Here is a 26398-nt window from a genome sequence, read left to right on the forward strand (position 1 = left end):
TACATTTCTTAATTTATATATAAGAATTATTTTTATATTTGCACCCTCATAATACGAGAAACCAATATTAGCGGGTATGGTGAAATTGGTAGACATGCCAGACTTAGGATCTGGTGCCGCAAGGCGTGTAGGTTCGAGTCCTATTACCCGCACAGAAAGTTCAAACGAAAGTTTGGACTTTTTTAATTTATAAAAGTGTTTAAAAAGACAAAACCCTCTAATTTCTTAGAAGGTTTTGCGTTTAAAATAAACTAACTCGACATTTATTTTATTGTTTGATGAATTTTTTAGTTGCTTGATTATTGTTGTTATCAATTACTTTAACTAGATAAACTCCTTTTTGTAAATCTGAAACCGATAATGATTCATCACTAAATTTATTAGTAAATGTTTTTACTAGTTGTCCTGCCACATTATAAATTTCAATCTTTTTTGTATTAATAGAAACTGCAAATGAGTCACTAACTGGATTTGGATACACTATGAAACTAGTATCAAAATTAAAGTTTTCATCTTTTAAGATTGCAGGTTGGTTACCATATATTCTAAACCCACCAGATGGAATGTTGATAACGGCAGAAGTACTTGTAATATTCAAAGGAGAGTTGTCCATTAGATTGTACCATGTTCCAATATAAGGGAAATTAGGAGTTACATCTAGTGCATCTACTGAAAAATTAGCTAATATTACAACGTTTTTTAATTCTGTAGAGGGTAATGAATTGTCATAAACATATATTCTTTGTTTAAAATTATTTCCATCAGGGCTAATGGTGTAGTCACCATTAAAAACAGGTAGGTTTTTCTTAAAGTCAATGAATTTTGCCCAATTATTATATACAACGCTTCTAACTGGATCTGTTAACCAGTTATTGGTCCATTGTGGTTGTGGTTTTGTATCTAATTTACAATTTCCAGGTGTTGTATCAGTTTCTGTGTTTACTGTTCCGTTTGAACAAGTATATATTGAATTATTCATTCCTAATGCACCAAAGTGCCAAATCATTTTTGGACCAGGAATTAAAATACTAGTTGCTCCAATAGCAGACATTCTCATTATTGAGTTTGTTAGATTTCCATTAACTGGGTTTGCTCCACTACTATTTCCATAAGTTATGGCTTCATATACTAATCTATCTTTATCATGACTTTCTGGATATCCAATTAATCTTTTACCATTAAAGCCTCTACTAACATGTCCCATTCTTGTAATACTTGCATTGGAAGTATAACCTAGTTCTAGTTGCTTGTAAGGTTCAAATAATTCACCCCACATTAAGATTCCTTTCCCTTCATTTAAACGATAATTAGCCCATTGTTGTTCTTCATTATCTTGTCCTAAATGTTCGAAAATTACAATGTGAGTTGGATCAAGTGACCATGAATAATCAGCATATTCTTTTAAAACATCAACTCGGTCTTGTTGGTAAGCATTTGTTTGAGAATCACTTCCTGTGGCATTTTGAGTAAATCCTTTGGTTAAATCCCATCTAAATCCATCAATTTTATATTCTTGAATCCATTGTTTAACAACTCTTTTTACATAGTTTTTTGTTCTTGCTTGTTGGTGATTAAAATCATTTCCAACGCTATAACTATGTGTTGCCACCTGGTTAAAATAAGGACTCTCTGAACTTGGACTTCCCCAACCATCACCATCTGGATCATTCATCCACATTCTTACCATTGGATTTCTTCCAAAAGCATGATTTAAGGCAACATCAAGAATTACAGCTATGTTATTTTGATGGCATAAGTCTACAAATTCTTTTAATTTATCACCATTTCCATAAAATTTATCCAATGCCATGTGAAAAGAAGTGTTATAACCCCAACTTTCATTACCTTCAAATTCCATGACAGGTAATAATTCAATAGCATTAACTTTTAGGTTCTTGAAATAGTCAATTTTATTAATTAAATCTTGAAAATTCCTATTGGCATCAAAATCTCTAATCAACACTTCATAGACTACTAAGTTATCTTTATTTGGTTTAGTAAAATTAGTTACTTGCCAATTGTAAGCAGTTTGTCCTGTTTTTAATACTGTAACTTCTCTTTCTTGTCCAGCTGGATAAGTTGGCATATTTGGATATGAAGCAGCTGAAATATAAGGATCATCATAAGGAGACAAAACAAGAGTAGAGTATGGGTCAGCAGTTTTAACCAATAAAGGTGAATTTGCAATAGGAGTTTGATCAACTACCCAATATTGATAAGTTTCAGTTTGACCTGAAGTTAATCCTGTTAATTCTAACCAAAATTTAGTAGAACTAGGATCTTTTTTCATGGCATAGGTTGCATTGGGTTGCCAATTGTTAAAACTACCGGCAACATAAACAAAATCTTTATTTGGTGCATCCAATACTAAAGTTGCTTTAGTTGCATCTGATGAGTTATAGTTAATTCCATCTTCTAAGCCTGAAGGTATTACTTGTGTAATTGTAGTTGGGTTTACAATTATATTGAAGTTCCTATTTATTACGGTTGAATTTTGTGTAACTACTAATTCATAGTTAGTATTTTCAGTAATATTAGTATGATTAAATGAATAGTTTGCTGTTGCAGCATTTGTGTTTATTGAAACTCCGTTAGCCATTAAATTATAGGAAGCATTTCCACTTGTATTAGTAGCTGTAATATTTAAATTTCCTCCAGAAGTAATTATGCTTGTACTATTATTAGTTGGAGAAGTTAAATTAACTTGAAAAGTTCCCACATTAAAAATAAAATCAGAACAACTAGGTGCTTTTTTCATTTCTTGATTTCCTGCAGCATTTCTTAAAACTAAACCAAGTTTAGTAGCATTAGTTTGTTGTGTTGTATTCAAATTAAAATAAGTACTTGGTGTAATTGTTATGCTCCAAATTCCGCCACCTTGATTGGTCATTAATCCTATTCCGTCATCTTGTCCCCAGTTTCCAACTACGGAAAATCCAAAGGCATTTGTATCATCTCCTATTCCTGCATGCATGTAAACTTTGGTCGAAGAAGTTGGTATTGAATTACAACTGCTTTGAGCTAAGTTAACTGTAATAGTTATTGGATCAGTTACATTAAAACTTGAAGGTGTAATGGTTACTTGAGCATTTGATAGAGATGTTATAAAAATAACAAATATTAAGAGTATTTTTTTATTCATAGCGATTTATTTATATTAATATGGGCTGTAAAAACAGCCCATATTTGAATTAAAATTTAAACAATTAATTTAAGGTAATTGTTTTTGCTGTTGCATCAATTTTTAATAATCTCATACCAGTAGGTCCAGTATATCTAAAGTTACTATCTCCATCTAAAGCATTTTCAAGTTCAGTGCTTATTGTGTACCCTTGGTTAACATACCAAGGATAATTTCTGTCACCTAATCCCCAACTATCACCACCATCATTTCCTAAAAAGACTCTGAAAGATTCTCCAGAAGTAAGTATTACTGGTACTTCATAGACATTGTCTGAAATTAAAGGAAATTCCGTTTCATTGTCATCAGACCACGACCAACCTCCTGGAGTTGCAGCTCCAACTAACCATGTTGATGTTGGTTCGAAACCTGAACTTACCGTACTTCTAGCAACAGTTATTGTTTTTTTATTTTCATCAATTTTTAATCGATAAGAATTAGGAGTTCCAGTAAACATAAAATTATTATCTCCATCTCCTGCATTTATTAAAACAGATGAAAAAACATATCCTAAATCTTGATAATAAGGGAAATTTCTTCCTGAGCTCCAATCTCCTTCAGTTGTAAAAAATCTAAAAGTATCATTAATTAAATCAGTTTTAGCTGTTAGAACATTATTGTTGCAATTAAGAGTTAAAGGAGAATCCCATCCCCATCCAGCAGATGGGATTCCAGCACCTACAGCATACTGACCTAAACAACCAGATGGAGTAACTGTAATAGAAATTACATTTGAAGCCATTGGTGAAAAGCCATTTGCATCAGCAACAATACGTACATCAAAATTGTTGGCAACAAATGGAGTTGCACCCAAATTTAAACAAGCTAGGTTTAAAGTACCTTCATCAACTGACAACTGTAGATCACCAACTGTACCACCTAAAGTTTGTGGAGCAGAAAAATCGCCACCAGAATTATCAATTTCTAATGTGTAGTTAATAACTACATCTCCATTATAATTTGCTTTAGTCCAAACAAATCTATCTGCTTGTAAGCTTTCATTTCCTGGAGATAAAACATATATTGCACCACTTTCTGGTGCTGTAATTTGAGGTGCGTCAATACCCTCAATTACTGGTCTGTCTTGTACGTCATCTGTAGTACAAGCAATTGTTAAAACTGCTAAAAAAGCAAAAATTGTTTTTGTTATATTTTTCATTTTTATATAATTTTTTATTAATAACCAGGGTTTTGTTGTAAGTTAGGATTTGTAGATAAAGCTGAAGAAGGTATTGGAAATAAATTTCTAAAAGCTGAAGTTGGTGCGCCAGTAGCTACACCACCTTTCCAAGGCCATATATATGAACTTCCTGTAAATTTTCCAAAACGAATTAAATCAGTTCTTCTATGACCTTCCCAATGTAACTCTCGTGCTCTTTCGTCTAAAATAAAATTTAAATTTATTTGACCTGCTGATATATTTCCACTAGTGTCACCATAAGCTCTAACTCTTAAGTCGTTTATATTATCAACTGTTGCTTGCGAAACACTTCCACCAGTTCTAAGTTCACATTCAGCTAACATTAAATAAGCATCTGCTAATCTGAATACTGGAAAATCAATGTCAACAAAATCGCCAGAAGCATCAGAACCAGGATTTCCATTTACATCAATATTTCTAAATTTTTGAATTGCATAACCATCAGTAAAAGTACCAACACTTGCAATTTCAAGAGTTTGTCCAGTTGTGTAGAAATTTCCTCTAACATCATTTCCAGAACTCGGGAATTTATTTACAAAAGCAGAAGTTGTTCTAATTCCTGCCCATCCACCGTTTATACCAAAAGATGCTGCTGGCATACTTCCTCCAACAGGGGCATGAGTTAAATAGGTAGTTCCTCCAAAAGTTTTTGTGTTGATTCCATCAAAAGCAATTGAGAATATAAATTCTTTTTCTGCACCATTTAGGTCATTATCTGCGAAAAATAATTGTTCGTAATTAGAGTGAGTAGAGTAAGTTGTTTCATTAATAACTTTACTTACTAATGCTTTTGCGTCTACATATCTATCAGTTCCAATATAAACTTGTGCATTCATTAAAAGTTTAGCATGTAACATCCAAGCTGCAGCTTTATCAACTCTGTATTTTTCGTTTGAATTAGGTGTTTTTAAATCATTTACCAAATCTGCAAGTTCAGTTTCAACATACTGAAAAATTTCTGCTCTTGAAGCATAAGTTGGGACATGATATTCTGTTGATGATTCTTCGGTTTCTATTGAAGCCCCACCAAATAAATCAACTAAATTCCAATAGCTATATGCTCTTAAGAATCTTGCTTCCGCTCTAAAAGTTTTAATTTCATCTCTTAAAGCACCTGTAACTCCTCTACTATCTAATTTTTCATCGGTAGTTTGTCTTAGAAACTCATTACAAGCATTAACTTGAAACGCTAATCTGTTAAAGGTAGCATTGATGAACACATCTAAAGATGTCCAAGAATGATTATGAAAATCTTTAATTGTTTGATCATTCCACGCAATAATAGCTTCATCAGTTGTTAATTCTTGCATTTGCCAATATCCTCTTAAATATTGACTAAAACCTTCGTCGATACCAGAAATGTCTGCTGCTCCTGCAGGTCCTTCTTGTCCAGTTGTAGCTAATCCAGCATACAATTTTGCTAAAAACTGTTTATAAGAATCTGGATTACTAAATAATTCTTCGTCACTTTGTTGATTACTACTTTCAGGAACTTGATTCAAATCATCTGTACAAGAAGTACCTAATATAATCAAGAAAAAAGCAGCAATACTAAGTAGTTTTATTTTTGTTCTTTTCATTTTCATTTTTTTTAAAAATTAACATTTAATCCTAATGTATACATTCTTGGTCTTGGATATAAGTTATTATCTATACCGCCGGATATTTCAGGATCTATACCTTTATAATTAGTAAATAATAATAAATTCTGACCTCCTAAAGAAAGTTTTGCATTTGCTTTAGTATTTAAGAAATTAGTAAAATTATATCCTATTGTAACATTGTCTAATCTGACAAAAGAAGCATCTTGAATATAATAATCTGATTCGTATCTTTTTGAATCAGCAGAAGTAAAATTAGTTTCTAATAAATTAGTTACTCCATTTCCTAAATCCGTATCTCTAATTAAAACCTGATTACTCCAGCCATATTGAGAGTCTACATTGTTGTAATTGTAATTACCCCAACTTCCTCTCCAAGACATTGACATGTCCCAATTTTTATAACTTAAATTGGTAAAAAAGCCATAGAATACATCTGATGCAGGTTTTTTGTATCTATATTTATCTTGTTCGTTTACTGAGCCATCATTATTTCTGTCAATAAAAACACCGTCAATTGGTTGTCCATTAGCATTATAAGCTTGTTCGTATACGTAGAAAGAGCTAGGTGCATAGCCTACTTGATGATTTTGTATTGTGTTTCCTACGCCACCAGAATATCCACCTGTAGCTACACCATTGAAAAACTTAGGATCTAAAAATAAATCATCAACTTCAGAGTTTTGTAATGTAATATTTCCTCCAATTGTCCAATTAAAAGTATCAGTTCTTATAGGAATAACTGCTGCTGAAATTTCAATTCCTTTATTATTCATTTTACCTATATTGTAATTATCAGCATTTGAAAACCCAAAGAAAGCTGGATTTTGAACAAAGGCAATTAAATCTTTAGTTCTTTTTTCATAGATGTCTACAGAACCACTTATTCTATCTTTTAAGAAGCCAAAATCAAGACCGATGTTTCTTGTCTCAGTTTCTTCCCATTTAAGATTTTTATTGTATTGTTGAGGTCTTACCGTAGAGTAAAATTGATTCCCAAATTGGTATTGAGAATTAACATCTGAAGTTAGATATAAAGGAATAGAAGGATAGTTGTTTCCAACATCTTGTTGACCTGTAATTCCCCATCCTAATCTTAATTTTAATGTAGAGACACTTCTTATATCTTTAATAAACGTTTCTTCGTTTAATTTCCAAGCTAAAGCAGCTGCAGGGAAGTTACCCCATCTGTTTTCTTCAGTAAAACGAGAAGTCCCATCTCTTCTGTAAGATAACGTAAGTAAATATTTATTTGCAAAATTTAAATTTGTTCTAGCAAAATATGATTGTAAATTTCTTCTTCCTCTTGAAGTGGCATTTACTTTTAATATATTATTTGCGGCTTCATAATTTTCTCCTGCATTTTTAAATTTAAAATCTTGATAAGAATAACCTGCAGTAAAATCTACAACAGCATCAATTGATTTTATATCTTTATTATAATTAAAGAATAAATCCATTAATTTATTATTGAATGTGTCATTGTTGTCATAGTAATTACCAGCAGAATTATATGCATAATCAAGAGATGTATTTCCATAAGTTCTTCCAGAAATCTCATCATAACCAAGATTAGCTACTACTTTTAAATCAGGGAAAAAGTGTAATTTATATTCAGTTTGAATGTTTCCAACACTTCTAAATTGATTTCCTAAATTATTATTTTGATAAAGTTCACCTAAAGGATTTCTACCAGCTAAAGTGTTAATTTCTCCATTTGGATTGAACCATTGAAAATAAGTTCCATCAGCATTATAAGGATTTTGAGTAGGGTCATAAGAAACAGCAGATCCAATAGCACCTCTATTACTGTAATTGTTTTTCATAGAAGCAGTATTATTATTTACTTCTACTTTTAAATGATTGTCGAAGAATTTTCCAACTAAACTAAGACCTAATGAAGTTCTTTGGAAATTATCTCTTTTTAAAATACCATTCATATCAGTGAATCCAGCAGATGCTCTGTAAGTTACATTATCAACTCCACCAGATAAAGCAATATTATGGTCAGTTCCTATTGCGGTTTGATAAATTTCATTTTGCCAATCTGTGTTTGAAGCCCCTAATAATGCTTGTTGGCTTGTGTTGCCATTGGCATTAACATAATTTCTAAATTGATCAGCACTTAATACATCAACTTGTTTTACTAATTCACTATAAGAAAAGTTGCCGTTATATTCTATTTTTAATTCACCAGCTTTACCTTTTTTTGTAGTTATGATAATTACACCATTTGAAGCTCTTGATCCATAAATTGCAGTTGCTGATGCATCTTTTAAAACGGTTACTGATTCAATATTATTTTGATTAATGGTAGATAAGAAATTTCTTCCACCACTTGATCCACCATCTACTGGTAATCCATCAATAACAATTAAAGGGTCATTATTTGCGTTTAATGATGAGCCACCTCTAATTCTAATAGTAGAACCTTCACCAGGAGAGCCACCTCCATTAGTAATTTGTAAACCTGCAACTTTACCTTGTATCATTTGGTCAACCGAAACAACAGGACCTTTTACAAAGTCTTTTGTAGTAACAGTGGCAACTGATCCTGTAGCGTCAGACTTTTTAACAGTTCCATATCCTATTACAACTACATCAGCTAATTGTGTAGCGTCTTCTAACATAGTTATGGATACTTCTTTTTGATTGTTATACACTAAATCCTGTGTTGTGAATCCTACATAAGAAAAGGAAACAACATCTCCTTTTTTTAGATTTGTTAGCGTAAAATTACCATCAAAATCTGTTGCAACACCATTTGTGGTTCCTTTAACTACAACACTCACACCAGGTAAAGTTTGCCCTAAGTTATCTAAGATAGTACCTTTTAAAGTACTTTGAGCAAAGATGCTTAAAGGCAAAATAAATAGTAGAATGAATAGTTTTTTTTGTATTGTCTTCATACAATTTGTTTAAGTTAGTTTTTGTTAAAAATTGCTTAATAACTTTACTTCGAATGTTAAATTTATGTAAAATACTGAGATAATAAAACGACAATCCATTTACATAGCAACGAAAACGTTATAGTGTTGAAAACTTTATTAATTTCTGCAATATTCCTTACTAAAATTTTGAATATGAAAAATATAAACTACTTTTAGTGTTATATTAATTGTCCTCAAAGAGCATAATGAGAAAAAAAGTCACTTTAAAACAAATAGCTAGAGAATTAGATGTTTCTATTTCAACGGTTTCTAAATCATTGAAAGATAGTCATGAAATTAGTGAAGACACGAGGCAAAAAGTCCAAGCTTTCGCAAAATTATACAACTATAAACCAAACAACATAGCCTTAAGCTTAAAGAACAAAAAAACTAAAACGATTGGTATAATTATTCCCGAAATTGTGCATCATTTTTTTGCAACAGTAATTAGCGGAATTGAACAAGTAGCTAACGAAAATGGGTATAATGTAATTGTTTGTTTGTCTGATGAGTCATTCGATAAAGAAGTAATTAATATGGAACTTTTAGCCAATGGAAGTACAGATGGTTTTATTTTATCACTTTCGAAAGAGACCCAACAAAAAAAAGATTTTCATCACATTCAAGAAATTATTAGTCAAGGAATGCCTGTTGTAATGTTTGATAGAGTTACCAATGATGTTTTCTGTGATAAAGTTATAATTGATGATCAACAAGCTGCTTATGATGCTATTCAATTTTTTATTTCTAGAGGATTTAAAAAAATAGCATTACTAACAACGGTAGATTATGTTAGTGTTGGTAAATTAAGAACAGATGGTTATTTAAAAGCGCTAAAAGAAAACAGCATTCCAATAAATGAAGATTTAATAGTAAAAATTGAAGACATAGATAATTGTTCTAATAAGATTGAATCACTAATTAAAAATCAAGAATTTGATGCTTTGTTTGCAGTAAATGAGCTTTTTGCTGTAACAGCCATTAAATTAGCCAATAAGCAAGGTAAAAAAGTTCCGGATGATTTTTCGGTTATTGGTTTTACAGATGGAATTATTTCTCAATTTTCAACGCCAAGTATTTCAACAGTAAGTCAAAACGGGATTAAGATGGGGAGAAAAGCCGCAAAAATGCTAATTGATAGACTCGAAAAAGAAGAAGAAGATGAGCTTTACACAACAGAAATAATTGAAACAGAGTTGGTTTTAAGAGAATCTACTACAACGTGATAGTGTTTTTTAAAATACTGTTATTCAATTATATATAAATATTTTATATGCAAAATGGATTTGTTAAATCTCATTAAAATGTTTTTTCAATTAAAATAAAATATATATTTGTGACATCAAAGCTTATAACTTTACTTCGAAAATAAAATTAAGTTTTGATAAGCAATTAAAAAACGCTTATCGTTTTATTAATCAATAAAATACGATAATGGAGAAGCGTAAGTTAAATTTTTGGCAAATCTGGAACATGAGTTTCGGGTTTCTAGGAATACAATTTGGATTTGCCTTACAAGGTGGATTCATGTCTCGAATTTTTCAAACTCTTGGTGCCGAAGTAGATGATATTCCAGGTTTATGGATTGCTGCACCTTTAACAGGGCTTGTAGTTCAGCCTATAATAGGATATTTATCTGATAATACGTGGAGCCCAAGATTTGGAAGAAGAAAACCTTATTTCCTTATCGGAGCCATTTTAGCTTCAATCACTTTGTTTTTCATGCCACATTCCCCAGCATTATGGATTGCTGCAGGATTATTATGGGTTTTAGACTCTTCCATTAATATTAGCATGGAACCTTTTCGTGCTTTGGTAGCTGATAAACTTCCTGAATCACAACGTTCAAATGGATTTGTTGTTCAAACATTAATTATCGGAATTGGAACATGGGTTGCTAGTAATTTACCTTGGTTAGTAAACAAATTAGGAGTTTCAAATGAGGCTTCTGCGGGAGTTATTCCACAATCTGTTGTAGTTGCATTTTCAATTGGTGCTTTTGTATTTGTTACAAGTATCGTCTATACACTATTAACTACAAAAGAAGATCCACCAGAAAATTTAGAAGAATTTCTTTCGGAAAAAAAAGAGGCTAGATTTATTCCAGATTTATTGGCAAGTTTAAAAGATATGCCTTCAACTATGAAGAAATTAGGTTTAATTCAATTTTTCAGTTGGTTTGCCTTTTTTACGATGTGGAGCTTATCTATGCCTGCTTTAACAGAACATGTCTATAATGCACCAAAGCCGGATATTAAAGAATATGCAGAATTAAATTTGGATGGAGAAGTTATAAAAGACGAAAAAAAAGAACCTCTTTTCTTAAATTCAGAAAAAGAAATAGAATATAAGGGAAAAGATAAAGTTTATAATGATGCAGCCGACTTAGTTGGTTCTTCAACAGGTGTTTACGGACTTTCTTCAATGGCTTTTGCATTGTTATTGTCTTTTTACACTATGAAAAACAAAATTAATAGAAAATTTATTCATATGGCTTCACTAATTTTAGGAGGTTTAGGATTTATTTATATGTTTTATGCAACGCCATCAACCTTACTATATTCTTTTATACTAATAGGTTTTTCTTGGGGAAGTATTCTTTCAATGCCTTATGCCATGTTGTCAAGTTCAGTAAATCCTAAAAAAATGGGAATGATGATGGGATTGTTCAATATGTTTATTGTTGTCCCACAAATTATTGCTGCACTTGGAGGGATAAACTTTTTATATAAATTAATTGGGAGCGAACACATAAATGCTATGCTGTTGGCTGGAATTTCATTAATTATTGCAGGATTTTGCAATTTATTTATCACAGACAAAAACGCAATTTCAGGTTAAAAATTAAACAATGAGTAAAAAAACATTCATATTCGACCTTGACGGAGTAATTGTTGACACAGCAAAATATCATTTTTTGGCTTGGCAACGATTAGCGGCTCAAATAGGAATCGAATTTACACCAGAACACAACGAACAACTTAAAGGAGTTAGTCGTGTAAGATCATTAGATCTAATTTTAGCTTTAGGAAATATTGAAGCTACTCAAACCCAAAAAAATGAGTGGCTACTTCAAAAAAACACAGAATATCTTACATATATAGAAGAAATGGACGAAAGTGAAATTCTTCCAGGTGTTATGCAAGTGCTAGAGTATTTAAAACAACACAAACAAAATATAGTATTAGGTTCTGCTAGTAAAAATGCAAAACCAATTCTAGAAAAAGCAAAAATTATGCACTATTTCGATGCTATTGTAGATGGGAATGATGTGTCCAATGCAAAACCAGATCCTGAAGTATTTCTTCAAGGAGCAAAAAAAGTAAATGATATAGCTGAAAACTGTATTGTATTTGAAGATTCTGTAGCTGGAATTCAAGCGGCAAATTTAGCCAATATGATAAGTATTGGAATAGGTGAAACTAATGTGCTTCACGAAGCAGATTACATCTTCAACGACTTTACTTTTATAGACTTAAGCTTTATAGAAAATTTAATAAATGAAAAATGTGTTTAAAATTTAAATGTTTTATCAATTAAACAGTTAAACAAATAAACAATTAAACAAAGAAATAGAATGAACCAAGATTATATAAAACCAGATAATTGGTCCATCATTGAAGAAGGATTTGATGCAAGTAGAGTAAAATCATCTGAAAGTTTATTCAGTATTGGTAACGGTGCGATGGGGCAACGTGCTAATTTTGAAGAATCATATTCAGGTAAAACATTTCAAGGAAGTTATATTGCTGGAGTTTATTATCCAGATAAAACTCGAGTAGGTTGGTGGAAAAATGGTTATCCACAATACTTTGCCAAAGTGTTAAATGCTCCAAATTGGATCGGAATTGATATCGAAATCAACGGTGAACATCTAGATCTGGCAACTTGTTCTGAAGTGAACAACTTTAGAAGAGAATTAAATATGAAAGAAGGTGTTTATTCACGTTCTTTTGAAGCTACTTTGCAAAACGGTACGCAAGTTGGTGTAAATGTAAAGCGATTTTTATCTTTAGATTTAGACGAATTAGGTGTAATTAATTACGAAGTAAAAGCGCTGAACCAAGATGCGAAAATAGTTTTCAAACCTTATGTTGATGCTGGAATCACTAATGAAGACACCAATTGGGATGATAAATTTTGGGATATTTTAGAAATCAAAAACAAACAAAATTCAGGATTTATTATATCAAAAACCTTGAAGACTAATTTTTCTGCTTGTACGTTTATGCACAATACCTTTGTGGTAAATGGAAAAATATCGGATGTAAATCCTACAAACATTGAAAAAACAGAAACCAAAACACAATTCTCCTATGAATTTGCTGCAACAACAGGACAAACTATAGCTATTCAAAAATTAGGAGGTTATACAGTTTCTACAAATCACGACGAACAACAATTAGTTAAAGCTTCTCAGGATATAATTGATAAAGGTCTTGAACTAGGTTATGAAAAATTATTACAAAATCAAATCGATGCTTGGGCAAAAATTTGGGAAATGAGTGATATTACCATTGATGGTGATGTCAAAGCACAACAAGGAATTCGTTTCAATATTTTCCATTTAAATCAAACCTATTTAGGAAAAGATTCTAGATTAAATATTGGACCAAAAGGATTTACTGGTGAAAAATATGGTGGTTCAACTTATTGGGACACAGAAGCCTATTGTATTCCGTTTTATATGGCTACAAAAGATCAAAAAGTAGCAAGGAATTTATTAGAATATAGATATAATCATCTGGAAAAAGCCATCGAAAATGCTAAAGATAATTTAGGATTCAAAAATGGTGCTGCCTTATATCCAATGGTTACCATGAATGGTGAAGAATGTCACAATGAATGGGAAATCACACATGAAGAAATTCACAGAAATGGTGCTATTGCTTTTGCAATTTTTAACTATTATCGTTATACAGGAGATTACTCTTACATTCCAGAAAAAGGTTTAGAAGTTTTAATCGGAATTGCACGTTTTTGGCATCAAAGAGCTAATTTCTCAACAGCTAAAAATCAATATGTAATTTTGGGTGTGACTGGTCCAAATGAATACGAAAACAACGTAAACAACAATTGGTACACAAATTACATTGCTAAATGGTGTATCGATTATACGATTGAACAAATTCAAAAAATCGAAAAGGAATATCCATCAGATTACACTCGAATTTTAAATAAGGTAAATCTAGCTGCTGCTGAAATTTCAGAAATGAAAAAAGTAGCGGATAATATGTATTTTCCTTATTCAGAAGAACATGGGGTATTTTTACAACAAGACGGATTTTTAGACAAAGATTTAATAACGGTTGCTAATTTAGATAAGTCACAACGACCGATAAATCAAAAATGGTCTTGGGATAGAATTTTGCGTTCACCATATATAAAACAAGCTGATACTTTACAAGGCTTTTACTTTTTTGAAGATCATTTTACCAAAGAACAATTAGAAAAGCATTTCGATTTTTACGAACCTTTTACTGTTCATGAAAGTTCACTTTCTCCTTGTGTGCATTCCATTCAAGCTGCTGTTTTAGGTCGAATGGAACAAGCTTATACATTCTATTTACGAACATCACGTTTGGATTTAGATGATTATAATAAAGAGGTTCATGAAGGTTTACACATCACATCAATGGCTGGGACTTGGATGAGTATTGTAGAAGGTTTTGGAGGAATGAGAGTTAAAAATAACGCGCTACATTTTGAACCAAAAATCCCTAAAGAATGGAAAGCTTATTCGTTCAAAGTGAATTTCAGAAGTTCGATTGTTAAAGTTGAAGTTAATCACAAGGAAACAAAAGTAAGCATTGAAGGCAATCAAGAAATTGAAGTTTTAGTAAACGGAAAATCACAATTAGTTAAATTATAATACAATGAAGCAGTTTTTAGTTTTAATTTTCACAATCCTAGTTTCAATTTTTGGAAACGCACAAGAATTCAAATCACCAAACGGAAATTTCACCATGAAATTTTCTTTATTAAATGATGGAACGCCAACGTATCAACTTTTCTATTTAAATAAGGAAGTTGTAAAAACAAGTAAGTTAGGATTGGAATTAAAAAACGATACTAAATCATTGTTGAATGATTTCAAAGTTGTTAGTTCAACACCTTCAACTTTCAATGAAACTTGGAACACAGTTTGGGGAGAAGAATTGCAAATTCAAAATCATTATAATGAACTAGCAATCAGTTTAAAACAAAACCAAACAGAAAGAGAAATGATTATTCGTTTTCGTTTATTTAATGATGGTTTAGGATTTAGATATGAATTTCCACAACAAAAAAACCTAGTATATTTTATCATAAAAGAAGAACGTACTGAATTTGCAATGACAGGAAATCACACTGCTTTTTGGATTCCAGGAGATTATGATACGCAAGAATATGATTATACTGAAAGCAAATTATCTGAAATTAGAGGTTTATTCAAAAAAGCTGTAACTGATAACGCTTCCCAAAAACAATTTTCTGATACTGGAGTTCAAACGTCTTTAATGATGAAAACTGTAGACGGAATTTACATCAATCTTCACGAAGCAGCTTTGATTAATTATTCGTGCATGAGTTTAGATTTGAATGACAAAACATTTGTTTTTCAATCACACTTAACTCCTGATGCAAAAGGAGATAAAGGGTACATGCAAGCACCTTGTGTTTCTCCATGGAGAACAATGGTTATATGCAATGATGCTAAAGATATTTTAGCTTCAAGAATGACTTTAAACTTAAACGAACCTTGTAAAATTGAAGATACTTCTTGGATAAAACCAGTAAAATATATTGGTGTTTGGTGGGAAATGATTACCGGAAAAAGTTCATGGTCCTATACAAATGATTTTCCAGCAATTCAATTAGGTGTAACCGATTATTCAAAAGCAAAACCAAACGGAACACACGCAGCCAATAACAAACATGTAAAAGAATACATAGATTTTGCGGCACTTCACGGATTTCATGCTGTTTTAGTGGAAGGTTGGAATGAAGGTTGGGAAGATTGGTTTGGTCAATCAAAAGATTATGTTTTTGATTTTGTAACTCCTTATCCAGATTTTAACGTGCAAGAAATTCACGCTTACGCAAAATCAAAAGGAATTAAAATGATTATGCATCATGAAACTTCAGGTTCTGCAAGAAACTACGAACGTCACATGGATAAAGCATATCAGTTTATGAAAGACAACGGATATGATGCGGTAAAAAGCGGTTACGTTGGAAATATGTTGCCAAGAGGAGAACATCATTACAGCCAATGGATTATCAATCATTACCAATATGCCCTTGAAAAAGCAGCAGATTATAAAATCATGGTCAATGCTCACGAAGCAGTTCGTCCAACAGGAATAGCGAGAACTTATCCAAATTTAATTGGAAATGAATCAGCTCGTGGAACAGAATTTCAAGCTTTTGGAGGTTCAAAACCAAATCACACAACCATTTTACCATTTACAAGATTAATGGGTGGACCAATGGATTACACACCTGGAGTTTTTGAAATGGATATTGCAAAATTAAACCCAAACAATAATTCGCACGTAAACACAACTTTAGCCAATCAATTGGGATTATATGTTGTGATGTATTCACCACTTCAAATGGCAGCAGATTTGCCAGAAAATTATAATCGTTTTCTTGATGCTTTTCAATTCATTAAAGATGTTCCAGTTGAATGGTCAGAATCAAAATATTTAGAAGCTGAACCAGGTTATTACATCACAATTGCTAGAAAAGACAAAAAATCAAACAATTGGTTTGTTGGAAATTCAAACGGAAACAATGCAAGAACATCAACCATAAAATTAGATTTCCTTGAAAAAGGAAAAAAATACGAAGCAACAATTTATGCTGATGCAAAAGATGCTGATTATAAAACCAATCCACAAGCTTATAAAATCACAAAACAAAAAGTAACTAGTAAGTCAAAATTAAAAATGACTTCAGCTGCAGCTGGTGGTTACGGAATTAGTATTGTTGAGGTAAAATAATTTACACCTTTGTCATGTTGAACTCGATTCAGCATCTAAAATAGTTAATCATGAAAAAACAAATAATAATTTTATTCCTTTTAATAACAACTTTCACATTTGCCCAAATCGACAAGATGGAACCACCATTTTGGTATGAAGGCATGAATAAAAGTGAAGTTCAAGTGTTATTTTACGGAAAAAATATTGCCGAAAATACAGTTTCAGTTTCAAATAGTGTAGTTATAACAAATGTGACAAAAACCGAAAATCCAAATTACCTTTTCGTAACTATTGATACCAAAAACGTCGCGGCTCAAACTTTAAAATTCATATTCAAAAACGGTAAAAAATCATTTACTAAAGATTTTGAAATCAAAAAACGTAGAGAAAATTCGGCTTTAAGAAAAGGGTTTGATGCTTCAGATGTTATTTATTTATTAATGCCTGATCGTTTTGCCAACGGAAATGAATCCAACGATTCTTCTTCAAAATTACAAGAAAAGGCAAACAGAGAATTGCCTGGAGGAAGACACGGTGGTGATGTGCAAGGAATCATAAATAATTTAGATTATATCAACGAATTAGGAGCAACAGCTATTTGGAGCACACCAATGTGTGAAGATAACGATAAAGGGTATTCGTATCATACATACGGACAATCTGATGTATATCAAATAGATGCTCGTTACGGTTCAAATGATGATTACAAACGATTAGCTTCTGAAATGCACAAACGTGATATGAAATTAATCAAAGATTACGTAACCAATCATTGGGGAGCAGAACATTGGATGTTTAAAGATATGCCAACATACGATTGGTTTCATCAATTCCCTGGTTACAAACAAAGTAATTATCGCATGACTACTCAGTATGATATTAATGGTTCAAAACGAGATGCAAAATATTGTATGGATGGTTGGTTTGTGCCAAGTATGCCCGATTTAAATCAAACTAATCCTTTGGTGTTAAATTATCTTATTCAAAATGCGATTTGGTGGGTTGAATTTGCTGATCTAGATGGTTTCAGAGTAGATACATATTCGTATTGTGATAAAGATGGAATTGCAAAATGGACCAAAGCTGTTATGGATGAATACCCTTATTTTAATATAGTTGGAGAAGTTTGGATGCACGATCAAGCCCAAATTTCGTATTGGCAAAAAGACAGTCCAATTGCTAAAATTCAAAGTTATAATTCCTATTTACCAAGTGTAATGGATTTTACGTTACATGATGTTTTTGGAAATGTTTTTTATGAAGATAATCCATCTTGGAGTGATGGAATGATTAAGTTTTACGAGAATTTTGTAAATGACTTTTTGTACGCAGATCCAAATAATTTATTAATTTTTCTTGAAAATCATGATACAGGACGTTTTAATGAAATCTATAAAAATGACTTTACAAAGTATCAATTAGCAATGACGATAATCGCTACCATGAGAGGAATTCCTCAGATTTATTATGGTTCAGAAATTGGAATGGCTGGAGATAAAGGAAAAGGTGATGCAGACATTCGTCAAGATTTTCCTGGTGGATGGAAAGCAGATACTAACAATGCTTTTTCAAATTCAGGTAGAACAACTTCTCAAAAACAATATTTCGATTTCTCTAAAAAGTTATTGAATTGGAGAAAAAACAAAGCCGTAATTCACACAGGAAAACTAACGCACTACATTCCAGAAAACAATGTTTATGTTTATTTTCGTTATAATGATTCAGAAAGTGTGATGGTAATTGTCAATAATTCAAAAGATGTTCAGAAATTAAATCTTTTACGTTTTGAAGAAAATTTAAAAAATTATACTTCAGGAAAAGACGTTTTGTCCAATCAAAATTTCGATTTGAAAAATGAAGTATCCATTGAAGGAAAATCAAGTTTAATACTAGAATTGAAATAAATATAGCATGAAAAAAATACTTATAACAGCATTACTTTTGACAACTTTAATTAGTTGTAAAAAAGAAAACAAAGAATCAAATACAACGGAAAACGTAAATTCAGAAATCGCTCAATTTTCTCCAGAAGTCGAAGAAAACGCAGTGATTTATGAAGTAAATATTCGTCAATATTCACCTGAAGGAACTTTTAACGAATTCACAAAAGACATTCCGAAATTAAAAGAATTAGGAGTTAAAATTATTTGGGTAATGCCTATTTTTCCTATTTCAGAAACTAAAAGAAAAGCAACTGGTGGAGATGATAGCAAATTTGCTTCAGAAATGCCAAAAGAAGAGCAACATAAATATTTAGGAAGTTATTATGCAGTTTCTGATTTCAAAGCAGTAAATCCAGAATTTGGAACAATTGAAGATTTCAGAAAAATGGTTCAAACAGCTCACGAAAACGGAATGTATGTTATTTTGGATTGGGTGCCAAATCACACAGGTTGGGATCATGTTTGGATAAAACAACATCCTGAATATTACACTCAAAATGCAAAAGGAGAAATTATAGATCCAATCAACCCAGAAACAGGAAAATCTTGGGGTTGGACAGATGTTGCTGATTTGAATTACGACAATAAAGATTTGCGTAAAGCTATGACTGCCGATATGATGCATTGGATTAAAAACGAAAACATTGATGGTTTCCGTTGTGATGTGGCAAGTAATGTACCTTTAGATTTTTGGCAAGAAACGATTCCAGCATTGCGAAAAGAGAAAAACATTTTTATGTTAGCCGAAGCTTGGGAACCTGAATTGCTTAAAGAAGGTTTATTCGATATGGCTTATAACTGGACAAGTCATCACTTAATGAAAGACATTGCTCAAGGCAAAAAAAGCGTAAAAGACTGGGATAATTTTATTTTGGAAGATATTAAAAAATATGAAGCAAATGATATTCTTATGAGTTTTGTGGACAATCACGATGAGAATTCTTGGAGTGGAACTGTTCAAAGTAGATTAGGAAAAGCAGAAGAAGCAATGACAGCTTTGTCATACTTAACACCAGGAATGCCATTAATTTATAACGGAAATGAATACGGATTAAACCACAGTTTAAAATTCTTTGAAAAAGATTCTATTCCAAAAACAAAAGGAAAAGAATGGGACTTGAGAGCGAAATTAGGAACTTTAAGAAATACAAACATTGCCTTAAATGGTGGAAAAAACAAAGCAACTTATACTAGAATAAAATCTTCGAAAGACGAACAAGTATTAGTTTTTGAAAGAGAAAAAGAAGGTAAAAAAGTAATTTATATGGCAAATTTATCTTCAAAACCAGTGGATGTAAGTATCCCATTAAAAGGAACTTTTAAAGATGTTGTTACGGGTGAAACTATTGGGCTAGATGAAAAACAAATTTATCCTTTAAAACCTTGGCAATATTATATATTAACAGAATAATTTACACTTATAATAAAAAAAGCACCAATTAAAGTTGGTGCTTTTTTATTGCCCCTTTTTTATTTTAAGCAAATCATAGTTTAATCTTAAGTCAATTTTAAGGACTTCACCCGAATATAAACATAATTTTGGTATTCTAAAGAGTGATAAATATACTTTTTAAGAATAGCAATAAGCTTAAATTATGGGAACAAAAACAATAAATAAAGTAGCAGAAATAACACTTTTATTTTGGCTAATGAAAATTGTGGCCACAACACTTGGAGAAACTTTGGGTGACTTTATTTCAATGACACTAAATTTAGGTTATTCAACTGGAATTGTTATTACTGGAATCTTTTTTTTAGCATTGCTATTTATTCAATTAAAGGCCACAAATTACAAACCGATAATTTTTTGGTTATTAATAATTGCTACTACAACATTAGGAACTGAAATCTCAGATTTTATCGACAGAAGTTTGCATTTAGGGTATACCTACGGAAGTTTACTTTTGTTTTTTGGCTTGATAATCACATTATGTTTTTGGTATAATAAATATAAGAATCTAAAAGTTAGTCAAATCATTGAAAATAAAAAAGAAATTTTCTTTTGGATAGCTGTACTGTTTTCTAATAGTTTAGGAACTGCTTTTGGGGATTATTTAGGTGATGTAATTGGGTTGAGTTATTTGCAAGGAGCATTGTTAACAGCTCTAATCATAATTATAGTGGTTTTATTACATTATTTAACCAAGTTGAATGAAGTATTTTTATTTTGGTTAGCATTCGTTTTTACTCGTCCTTTTGGTGCAACATTTGGTGACTTTTTAACGAAACCAATTGCAAAAGGAGGATTGGATTTAGGAACGTTGCAAGCCTCATTAGTTTCTATATTTATTATGGTAATCATGATTTATTTTTCTCATAAACAATTAAAAAAAACTCATAGTTAAAAAATGAAAAATATACCCCAAGTCAATATTATCTACTGGCTATTAATGATTATTGCAACAACAACTGGAGAAATTGTAGGCAATTATATTTCACGAGATTTAGAATTAGGTTACAAAGTTGGTTCTATTATATTAGTTTCATTGTTCGTTGCATTAATTATTTATGAAATTAAAAACAAAAAACACAGGCTTTTATTATATTGGTTTCTTATAATAGTAGGAAATATTGCAGGAACAAATGTTGCTGATTTAATTTGTATTCAATTAGATTTAGGAACAATCTATGGCTCATTGCTAGTAATTTCAACTTTGTTTCTTGTTTTAATAGGAATTCATTTTTTGTCTAAAAGTAAAAATCCTTTTACTGAGATGAAAGTTGAGTTTTTATATTGGTTAGCTATTTTGTTTTCAAGCACCTTTGGAACTACTTCAGGAGATTTTCTCTCTAACGATACTTCATTAGGTGCAGCAGGAGGAACAATTTTACTTGTAATACTACTGCTTATTTTTGTTGTGCTTTTATTTCTTAAAAAGATTTCAAAAGAAGTTTTCTACTGGATTACAATTATATTAATTCATCCAATAGGAGCAACATTCGGAAATTACATTTCAAAACCACAAGGATTAGATTTAGGAAATGTATATACAAGTATTTTTCTTATTGCATTATTTTCAATCACCTATTTTACTAATAAACAAAGCAATGAACAAATATAAATTATACATAATTTGTCTTTTAGGCTTACAATTATCTTTTGCTCAACAATCAATTGATAGTACAGAAATTAATAAAGACAATAAATTTAATTTTAAGCAATTAATAATTCCAAGTGCCTTAATGACTTATGCTATTATAGGCATAGAAAGTGATCAAATAAAACTTTATAACACAAACATTAGAGAAGAAGTTATTGATGATATTGATAAAAAAACATCTATTGATGATTTCTCTCAATATGCACCAGCCGCAGCAGTTTATGGACTAAATTTAGCAGGAATTCAAGGAAAAAACAATATTAAAGACAGAACTATTATTCTAGGGACTTCTTATTTAATTATGGCAACTACGGTAACAAGTTTAAAACACTTAACTAAAGTAGAGCGACCAGATGGAAGTAATTTTGATTCATTTCCTTCAGGACATACTGCAACTGCATTTGTTGGAGCCGAATTTATGTGGCAAGAATATAAAGACAAATCGGTTTGGTATGGAGTTTCTGGATATGTTGTTGCAGCAGGAACAGGAGCTTTTAGAATGTATAACAATAAACATTGGCTTACTGATGTTGCAATGGGAGCAGGAATCGGAATTTTAAGCACAAAAGCAGCTTATTGGTTGTTTCCAGTTATTAATGAAAAAATATTCAAAGCAAAAAATAAAACGGCTTTAGCGATACCTTTTTATAATGGAAAACAAGCGGGTTTATCATGTACAATTCAATTTTAAAAATGAAAGCTAGTTCATAAATAGGATATAATTATAAGTTTTAATTTGTATTTTTAACTATTAATTTAATATATGGATAAATTAACAACTTTATTTCAAATGTTCTTTATATTGTTTGTTTGTCAACTTTCGGCACAACAATCAGACACCACTTCTGTTGAAATCCAAAAATTTAGAATTAACGATGAGGTAACTTATGGTTATAAAAAGCCAACCACATGGCAAATGTTTAAATACATTCCAGATGATTTGTATCAATTAGGAAGATTTACAGTTCAAAAAGAAAATCTAAAATATGATGCATTGGTATTAGGGTCAACATTAGTTCTTTTACCTTACGATCAAAAAATATTAGATGATGCAGGTGCTTTTGGTGAAAAATTAGGTAGTTGGGATGAAGATGCACAATATCATAAAGTTTTTGGAGTATTGAGAATTATTCCTAAAAACATACCTTCTGGCGTTTATTATGTTGGAAATGGTGGAACAACGATGCTTCTAAGTGGAATGTTTTACGCCATTGGAAAAATAGGAAAAGACGATTATAGAGCATTAAATACTTCAAATGAATTAATTGAAGTTTTATTATCTGTTGGAGTAACAACTCAAACAATTAAAAGAATAACAGGCAGGCAAAGTCCAAATGCAGCCATTAGAGATGGAAATGATGGAGGTGATTGGAAACCATTCCCAAGCTTTAATGCTTTTCAAAAAAACACTCCAGATTATGATGCAATGCCTTCTGGTCATTTAGCTACTTATGTTGCAACAGTTACCGTAATATCTACAAATTATCCAGAAATAAAATGGATAAAACCTGTTGGCTATACTTTAGGTGGTATTTTAGCATTCAATATGGTCAGTGGTAAAGTACATTGGACATCCGATTATCCAATTGCAGTTTTAATTGGATATGTTATGGGAAAAACCGTTGCCAATAGAAGAATTATTAAAGAAGTTAATAAAAATAATCTAGAAAATAAAACTACTTATAAATTTGATTATTCTTTTAAAAAGACAAATCAATTTAGTGTAGTTGGAGTTGCTATGACATTTTAATATGAAAAAACCATTAATTATAGGACATCGCGGAGCAATGGGATACGAAACCGAAAACACATTGTTGTCTTTTCAAAAAGCATTAGACTTATTTGTAGATATGATAGAAATTGATGTATATCTTATCAAAACTGGTGAGTTAGTAGTTTTTCATGATAAAACCCTAAAACGTTTAGCTTCTTCCTTAGAAAACATCGAAGATTTAACTTTAGAAGAAGTAAAAAATATCAATTTAATTGGCAATCATCAAATTCCAACACTAATCGAGGTAATTGAATTTATCAATAAAAGGGTTCCTATAAATATCGAGTTAAAAGGAGAAAATACTGCTTTGCCAACTCATAAAATTTTGGAGAATTACCCAAACCATCATTTTCTAATTTCAAGTTTTCAATGGAATGAATTAGAACTAATGCGAAAAATAAATTCTAAAATTCCTATTGCACTTTTATCTCAACAGAATCACTTGATTGCAATTCCTTTGGCAAAAAAACTAAAAGCTATTGCAATAAACCCATGGTTTTACACTTTAACAAAGCATGAAGTAGAAGAAATTCATAAAAATGGATTTCTAGTTTATACCTACACAGTAAACGAAATAATAGATATTAAAGAAGCAATATATTTTGGTGTAGACGGAATGTTTTGCAATTTTCCAGACAGAATTCATGCTTGTCTTTAGTTTTTTAGAGCTTCATCTGGCTATACATTACAAGTCCGCAGAACAAAAATCATATAACTAAGCCTTGCAAAGAGCTTCCTTTGGTCGCTTTTCCAAGTCAAGTTCTATTGGTTTTTGTTCTTTACGGGCTTTTCATTACTATCCAGCGCATAATTCGTTTATAAATCACGATATTTGCAAAAAAAATAAAACATTGAATTCTAATTACGACATAGTTATCATAGGTGGTGGAGCAGCAGGATTTTTTACAGCAATCAATATTGTTGAAAACAACCCAAGTTTAAAAGTAGCAATTCTCGAAAGAGGAAAAACGACTTTGGAAAAAGTCAGAATTTCCGGTGGAGGAAGGTGCAACGTTACGCACGCGTGTTTTGTGCCGAATGATATAGTCAAATTTTACCCAAGAGGTGAAAAAGAATTACGTGGACCATTTCATCAATTTTGTTCTGGAGATACAATTGAATGGTTCGAAAAGCACGGTGTAACTCTAAAAATAGAAGAAGATGGAAGAATGTTTCCAGAATCAGATTCTTCAGAAACCATAATCGATTGTTTTACAAAAGCCACTCAAGATTTAGGGATTGATATTTTAATTAGTCAAAGTGTACAGTCAATTTATAAAACAGAAACTGATTTTAAAGTTCAGACTAAAACGGATACTTTTTTAGCAGAAAAAGTGGTAATAACAACAGGAAGCAACCCAAAAATGTGGGAAATGCTTGAATCACTTGGTCACTCAATTGTTTCAGCCGTTCCTTCTTTGTTTACATTTAACATTAAAGATGCAAGATTAAAAGATTTAATGGGATTGTCAACATTTGCATCTGTCAAAGTAAAAAAATCAAAATTAGAAGCTTCAGGGCCTTTATTAATCACACATTGGGGAATGTCTGGGCCAGGAATATTAAGGCTTTCGGCTTGGGGAGCAAGAGAGTTATTTGACAAAAATTATCATTTTGCCATTTTAGTTAATTGGTTGAACGAAGCAACTTTTGAAGAAGCAATTGATTTATTAAAAGATATTAAATTAGAAAATGCTAAAAAAGTAATCTCGAAAAAGTCACCAATAGAAATGCCAAACCGTTTGTGGGAACGTTTAGTTCTAGCATCAGGGATTTCAGCAGAAACTACTTGGGCAGATTGTAATAAAACTGAATTAAACGCTTTAGCAAATCAATTAACTGCTGGAGAATTTCAAGTAAACGGAAAAAGCACCTTCAAAGAAGAGTTCGTAACAGCTGGTGGAATCGATTTAAAAGAAGTCAACTTCAAAACTATGGAAAGTAAAGTAATTCCAAACATATATTTTGCTGGAGAAATTCTAAATATTGATGCTATAACTGGTGGATTCAATTTTCAAAATGCTTGGACTGGTGGATTTATTGTAGCTCAATCAATTGCGTAAAAAAACCTTGCTTTCACAAGGTTTCATGTTTTATTTTTCTTTTCCTTTGTCAAGTTTGTCTTGCCAATCTTTTAGTTTTTGCCATTTGCCTTCATAAGCTAATTTTGCTTGTCTAGGCCAAGTTCCTGGGTCATGTATTCTATATCTTTCCCCTGCTTTATGAAGTATTTTGTTACATCTATCTACAGATGTTTCTCCTAGAGCTTTCCAAGATAGTATTCCAGAAGTTTTAAATAACTCTTCAATTTTTGGTCCAATTCCTTCTACGAGTTTTAAGTCATCCTGTTTAATTTTCTTTCCAAAAACGGCTTTTGCGGCATCTGCATTAAATACAATTATTGCTGATTTTGCAGATTTAGTTGTTTCAGAAACAATATTAGATTTTTGTATTGTTGGTTGATTTAATTGAGTTTTTAAAGAGTCAATATTAATTTGAAGTTGGCTATTTTTTTGATTACAAGCATCTAAATCACTTTTGTAGCTGTAACCTTCATTTTTAAAAGATTTTTGATTGCTTTTGCCAATAAAGTATCCAACAATTCCGCAAATTACCCCTAGGATTAATGCGATTATTAAACAAGTTGTTTCCATAAATTTTATATATAAATGTATTTAAATAAATTAGACACTATAA

18 protein-coding genes and 1 tRNA gene are annotated in these 26398 nt (G+C 31.2%); 14 read left to right on the forward strand and 5 right to left on the reverse strand.

All coding sequences use genetic code 11. The features are described from left to right. The first annotated feature begins 70 nt into the window (after positions 1–70). Positions 71–152, forward strand: a tRNA-Leu gene (locus tag AAC008_RS03875). 116 nt (positions 153–268) lie between these two features. Here AAC008_RS03875 and AAC008_RS03880 read toward each other — a convergent pair. The 4 genes from AAC008_RS03880 to AAC008_RS03895 all read right to left on the reverse strand — a co-directional run bounded on the left by AAC008_RS03880 (position 269) and on the right by AAC008_RS03895 (position 8892). Continuing rightward, positions 269–3142 carry an alpha-amylase family glycosyl hydrolase gene (locus tag AAC008_RS03880; protein ID WP_339887526.1) on the reverse strand — a complete coding sequence of 958 codons (2874 nt, stop codon included), beginning with the start codon at positions 3140–3142 and terminating at the stop codon, positions 269–271. 64 nt (positions 3143–3206) lie between these two features. Beyond that, a complete protein-coding gene (locus AAC008_RS03885) occupies positions 3207–4340 on the reverse strand; it encodes a SusE domain-containing protein (protein WP_339887528.1) in 1134 nt (377 codons plus the stop codon). Positions 4341–4357: 17 nt separating this feature from the next. Continuing rightward, positions 4358–5968 (reverse strand): RagB/SusD family nutrient uptake outer membrane protein, encoded by a 1611-nt coding sequence (locus AAC008_RS03890; RefSeq protein ID WP_339887530.1) that lies wholly within the window; start codon positions 5966–5968, stop codon positions 4358–4360. Positions 5969–5973: 5 nt separating this feature from the next. Next, positions 5974–8892: a TonB-dependent receptor gene (locus AAC008_RS03895; protein WP_339887531.1), complete on the reverse strand. Its 2919-nt coding sequence runs from the start codon at positions 8890–8892 to the stop codon at positions 5974–5976. A gap of 227 nt (positions 8893–9119) precedes the next feature. Here AAC008_RS03895 and AAC008_RS03900 point away from each other — a divergent pair, with 227 nt between their 5' ends. The 13 genes from AAC008_RS03900 to AAC008_RS03960 all read left to right on the forward strand — a co-directional run bounded on the left by AAC008_RS03900 (position 9120) and on the right by AAC008_RS03960 (position 25764). Further along, positions 9120–10139, forward strand: coding sequence for a LacI family DNA-binding transcriptional regulator (locus tag AAC008_RS03900; RefSeq protein WP_339887532.1), 1020 nt, complete (start codon positions 9120–9122; stop codon positions 10137–10139). Positions 10140–10347: 208 nt separating this feature from the next. Continuing rightward, complete coding sequence (locus AAC008_RS03905) at positions 10348–11754, forward strand: MFS transporter (RefSeq protein ID WP_339887533.1); 1407 nt, start codon at positions 10348–10350, stop codon at positions 11752–11754. Between the two features lie 10 nt (positions 11755–11764). Continuing rightward, positions 11765–12430 (forward strand): beta-phosphoglucomutase, encoded by a 666-nt coding sequence (gene pgmB / locus AAC008_RS03910; RefSeq protein ID WP_339887534.1) that lies wholly within the window; start codon positions 11765–11767, stop codon positions 12428–12430. Between the two features lie 60 nt (positions 12431–12490). Then, positions 12491–14785 carry a glycoside hydrolase family 65 protein gene (locus AAC008_RS03915; protein WP_339887535.1) on the forward strand — a complete coding sequence of 765 codons (2295 nt, stop codon included), beginning with the start codon at positions 12491–12493 and terminating at the stop codon, positions 14783–14785. 4 nt (positions 14786–14789) lie between these two features. After that, a complete protein-coding gene (locus AAC008_RS03920) occupies positions 14790–16901 on the forward strand; it encodes a glycoside hydrolase family 97 protein (protein ID WP_339887536.1) in 2112 nt (703 codons plus the stop codon). A gap of 50 nt (positions 16902–16951) precedes the next feature. Then, complete coding sequence (locus tag AAC008_RS03925) at positions 16952–18787, forward strand: glycoside hydrolase family 13 protein (protein ID WP_339887538.1); 1836 nt, start codon at positions 16952–16954, stop codon at positions 18785–18787. Positions 18788–18794: 7 nt separating this feature from the next. Further along, on the forward strand, positions 18795–20237 hold the full coding sequence (locus tag AAC008_RS03930) for an alpha-amylase family glycosyl hydrolase (RefSeq protein ID WP_339887539.1): 1443 nt from the start codon (positions 18795–18797) through the stop codon (positions 20235–20237). Positions 20238–20421: 184 nt separating this feature from the next. Continuing rightward, positions 20422–21171, forward strand: coding sequence for a hypothetical protein (locus AAC008_RS03935; RefSeq protein WP_339887541.1), 750 nt, complete (start codon positions 20422–20424; stop codon positions 21169–21171). 3 nt (positions 21172–21174) lie between these two features. Continuing rightward, positions 21175–21888, forward strand: coding sequence for a hypothetical protein (locus AAC008_RS03940; RefSeq protein WP_339887543.1), 714 nt, complete (start codon positions 21175–21177; stop codon positions 21886–21888). Continuing rightward, the gene (locus AAC008_RS03945) at positions 21875–22618 is read left to right on the forward strand and encodes a phosphatase PAP2 family protein (RefSeq protein ID WP_339887544.1); all 744 of its coding nucleotides are present in this window, start codon (positions 21875–21877) and stop codon (positions 22616–22618) included. Before AAC008_RS03940 ends, AAC008_RS03945 begins: the two co-directional genes overlap by 14 nt. A 72-nt stretch (positions 22619–22690) precedes the next feature. Then, positions 22691–23677: a phosphatase PAP2 family protein gene (locus tag AAC008_RS03950; protein ID WP_339887545.1), complete on the forward strand. Its 987-nt coding sequence runs from the start codon at positions 22691–22693 to the stop codon at positions 23675–23677. 1 nt (position 23678) lies between these two features. Continuing rightward, on the forward strand, positions 23679–24359 hold the full coding sequence (locus tag AAC008_RS03955; RefSeq protein WP_339887547.1) for a glycerophosphodiester phosphodiesterase family protein: 681 nt from the start codon (positions 23679–23681) through the stop codon (positions 24357–24359). Between the two features lie 193 nt (positions 24360–24552). Continuing rightward, the gene (locus AAC008_RS03960) at positions 24553–25764 is read left to right on the forward strand and encodes an NAD(P)/FAD-dependent oxidoreductase (protein WP_339887549.1); all 1212 of its coding nucleotides are present in this window, start codon (positions 24553–24555) and stop codon (positions 25762–25764) included. Between the two features lie 30 nt (positions 25765–25794). Here AAC008_RS03960 and AAC008_RS03965 read toward each other — a convergent pair whose 3' ends face one another. Continuing rightward, complete coding sequence (locus AAC008_RS03965; protein WP_339887550.1) at positions 25795–26355, reverse strand: hypothetical protein; 561 nt, start codon at positions 26353–26355, stop codon at positions 25795–25797. Between the last annotated feature and the right edge of the window lie 43 nt (positions 26356–26398).

The organism is uncultured Flavobacterium sp., assembly GCF_963975515.1.
In the GTDB taxonomy this organism is placed as follows: domain Bacteria; phylum Bacteroidota; class Bacteroidia; order Flavobacteriales; family Flavobacteriaceae; genus Flavobacterium.